We start from the raw sequence: 2,939 nt of genomic DNA on the forward strand, positions 1-2,939 counted from the left end.
CGCACCGACACGAACGACCGCTAGCGTCCGTTCCGGGAGTCCATGTGTCCGGTCTCCCGGCCCGAAACCGAACGCGCTGCTCGAACGCCGGCCGCATCCCGTGCACGGGGGATGCGGCCGGTTCGCGTCCCGGGGCGGGCGCCCGTTCCGCCATGTGAAAGTGGGCTTTTGCTCCCTGCTCACCGGACTACGCCCGAGTAACCTCATCTGGGTGGAAAAACAAACAGCGGACGGACGGGGCGGGTCCAAGCGCCGCCGCGAGATCCTCGACGTCGCGGTCAAGCTGCTGGCCAAGCACGGCTACCACGGGGTGTCGATGGACGACATCGGCGCGGCCGCCTCCATCACCGGCCCGGCCCTGTACCACCACTTCAAGGGCGGCAAGGAGCAGATGCTCGCCGACGCCCTCATCCCCGTCTCCGAGCGCCTCCTCGCGGGCGGCCGCCACTGGGCGTCGGTCCACTCCGAGGACCCCCAGGCCGCGCTCGAAGCGCTCGTGGACTTCCACCTCGAAGTCGTCATCGACTCGCCCGAGATCGTCATCCTCCACCTCCACGAGCTCGACCGCCTCCCCGAGGAGCCGCGCCGCGAGGTCCGCAAGCTCCAGCGCGTGTACGTCGAGGAGTGGGTCGGCGTCCTGTGCCGCCTCCGCGACGGCCTCAAGCCCGAGCAGGCCCGCGTGCTCGCGCACGGCGCGTTCGGCCTCATGAACTCCACCCCGTACCTCTCGCTCGGCCAGGAGGTCAGCGCCGACGAGACCGCCGCCCTCTTGAGGGCGGCGGCCCTGAGGGCCCTCGACCCGGGCTGACCGCTCACCCGTCCGGGTGACATCGCGGCCGCCGGGCCCGGTTTTTGTCGGACCCGGGCGGAATGATCGCACCCAGGCTTCCCAGGGCGGGTGGGGATAGCATGGGCGTGAAGCGGTCCAACGACGGACGGAGTCTGCGATGCACCAGCCCGATCGGGTCTCGCTCAGGGAGGTCTCCCCGCGCGACGGGCTCCAGAACGAGCCGCCGGTGCCCACCGCCGACAAGATCCGCCTGATCGACGCGCTCTCGCGCACCGGCCTCTCCCGCATCGAGGCCGTCAGCTTCGTCAGCCCCAAGGCCGTCCCGCAGATGGCCGACGCCGCCGAGGTCTGGGCCGCGGTCGAGAAGCACCCCGGCATCCGCTACTCCGCCCTCGCCCCCAACCGCCGCGGCGTCGAGCGCGCCCTCGACGCCGGGTTCAGCGCCGTCGAAGTCGTCGTCTCCGCCTCCGAGACCCACAACCGGGCCAACATCGGCCGCAGCGTCGACGAGTCCCTCGCCGAACTCCCCGACATCTGCGCCCTCGCCAAGGAGCACCTCGCCTCCGTCGAGGTCGTCATCGCCACCAGCTTCGGCTGCCCCTTCGAAGGCGACATCGCCCCCGCGCAGGTCGCCCGCATCGTCGAGGCCGCCGAAGCCGCCGGCGCCGGGCGCGTCGCCTTCGGCGACACCACCGGCATGGGCACCCCGCGGCGCGTCACCGACCTCCTCGACGCCGTCGCCACGGACCTGCCGATGCTCATGCACTTCCACGACACCCGCGGCACCGCGCTCGCCAACCTCCTCACCGCCCTCGACCGCGGCGTCACCGAGTTCGACGCCAGCGTCGGCGGCATCGGCGGCTGCCCCTTCGCACCCGGCGCCTCCGGGAACGTCGCCACCGAGGAGGTCGTCCACATGCTCCACGACATGGGCGTCGACACCGGCGTCGACCTCGACGCCCTCATCGGCGTCGCCGCCCTCGCCCAGGACGTGGTCGGCCGCCCCCTCGAATCCGGCGTCCTCCGCGCCGGCCCCCGCACGAAGCTCTCGCCGAAACCCTAAGCGCCGCATGGACTTTCTGTGAACTTGAAGCAACTCTTAGGAGTGTGACGGGCGTATCAGGAGGTGTCCGCCGAACCCGGCGGGCGCTGACCTCCCACTTGAAGGAGCCCTGATGCGCAGACGCATCGCATCCGTCATCGGCATGCTCGCGGCATCGTTCGCGATCGTCATGTTGACCGGCACGGCGGCCTCCGCGGCCACGACCTACGCCCGCGACATCGACTGGAACACCGACCCCAAGGCCTGCTTCACCGCCGTCACCGGGATCACCTACTCCAAGGTGAACGGCTGCTACGAGGACGACGGCGACCTGATCTGGGTCGCCGACAAGTCGGCCGACGGCTACGGGACCGCCGTCTACTGGAGCAACCTCGCCGAGGGCACCTCCGGCAAGTGCGTCCACGCGCTCGGAGCGGCCAAAGGCTGGGCGGTGTGCGGCAGCATGGACTGGACCGAGGGCGACACCATCGTCTGGACGGTCGGCTGGGACTCCGCGAACGGCTGGGTCAGGTCGACCCAGGACATCTACTCCAACGCCTAGTACGACCGAGGCGTAGCGAAGGCCCCGGGGTCTCGAACCTCCCCGGGGCCTTCACGGACACCGCCACAGGACGGCCGGTGCCCGCACGCCGGGTAAAACCTCCGAATACCCGGACGACATCATGGTGACACCGGAACCTCAAAGCCGACATGCGACTCCGACGAACCTCACGTCACAGTTCGCTAACACTAGGTGTCGCTCGGCACATGCTCGGCGAACTTCCAGGCCGCGAGCACCGCCGCGACCACCAGCAGCCCGAACACGCCCCGCCACCCGTACAGCGGCAGCGCGAACAGCGCCAGCACCCCGGCCGCGATCCCGGCCAGCAGCGACGCCGCCGACAGGGCCGTCGACGCCGAACCGTCCCCGACCTCCGCCGCCGTCAGCACCCGCCCCGACACCGCGACCACCAGGCCCGAAGCCGCACCGAGCAGGCCCGCCGCGGCCACCGCGAACGCGAAGCCCGGCGCCAGCGCCACCGCCAGTGCCAACAGGGCGAGGGCGCCGGCGCCGACCGCACCGACCGCGCGGGCCCGCCCCAGCGG

General features: G+C 71.3%; 3 protein-coding genes and 1 pseudogene. 3 read left to right on the forward strand and 1 reads right to left on the reverse strand.

All coding sequences use genetic code 11. From position 1 onward, the window contains the following. The first annotated feature begins 211 nt into the window (after window positions 1-211). The 3 genes from DI269_RS27565 to DI269_RS02715 all read left to right on the forward strand — a co-directional run bounded on the left by DI269_RS27565 (window position 212) and on the right by DI269_RS02715 (window position 2,394). Window positions 212-808, forward strand: coding sequence for a TetR/AcrR family transcriptional regulator (locus tag DI269_RS27565; RefSeq protein ID WP_232822591.1), 597 nt, complete (start codon window positions 212-214; stop codon window positions 806-808). Between the two features lie 139 nt (window positions 809-947). Further along, window positions 948-1,853, forward strand: a complete 906-nt coding sequence (locus tag DI269_RS02710) for a hydroxymethylglutaryl-CoA lyase (RefSeq protein ID WP_112133596.1) — start codon at window positions 948-950, stop codon at window positions 1,851-1,853. A gap of 112 nt (window positions 1,854-1,965) precedes the next feature. Beyond that, the gene (locus tag DI269_RS02715) at window positions 1,966-2,394 is read left to right on the forward strand and encodes a hypothetical protein (protein WP_112133597.1); all 429 of its coding nucleotides are present in this window, start codon (window positions 1,966-1,968) and stop codon (window positions 2,392-2,394) included. A gap of 188 nt (window positions 2,395-2,582) precedes the next feature. Here DI269_RS02715 and DI269_RS02720 read toward each other — a convergent pair. Continuing rightward, window positions 2,583-2,939, reverse strand: a pseudogene (locus DI269_RS02720) (hypothetical protein); the annotation flags it as partial.

The sequence above is a fragment of the Glycomyces dulcitolivorans genome (assembly GCF_003265355.1).
Taxonomy (GTDB): Bacteria; Actinomycetota; Actinomycetes; order Mycobacteriales; family Micromonosporaceae; genus Glycomyces; species Glycomyces dulcitolivorans.

Bases quoted from the DNA above. Each gene is read 5' to 3' on its own strand.
- DI269_RS02710 (WP_112133596.1), top strand. From the start codon at position 948: ATGCACCAGCCCGATCGGGTCTCGCTCAGGGAGGTCTCCCCGCGCGAC.
- DI269_RS02715 (WP_112133597.1), top strand. From the start codon at position 1,966: ATGCGCAGACGCATCGCATCCGTCATCGGCATGCTCGCGGCATCGTTC.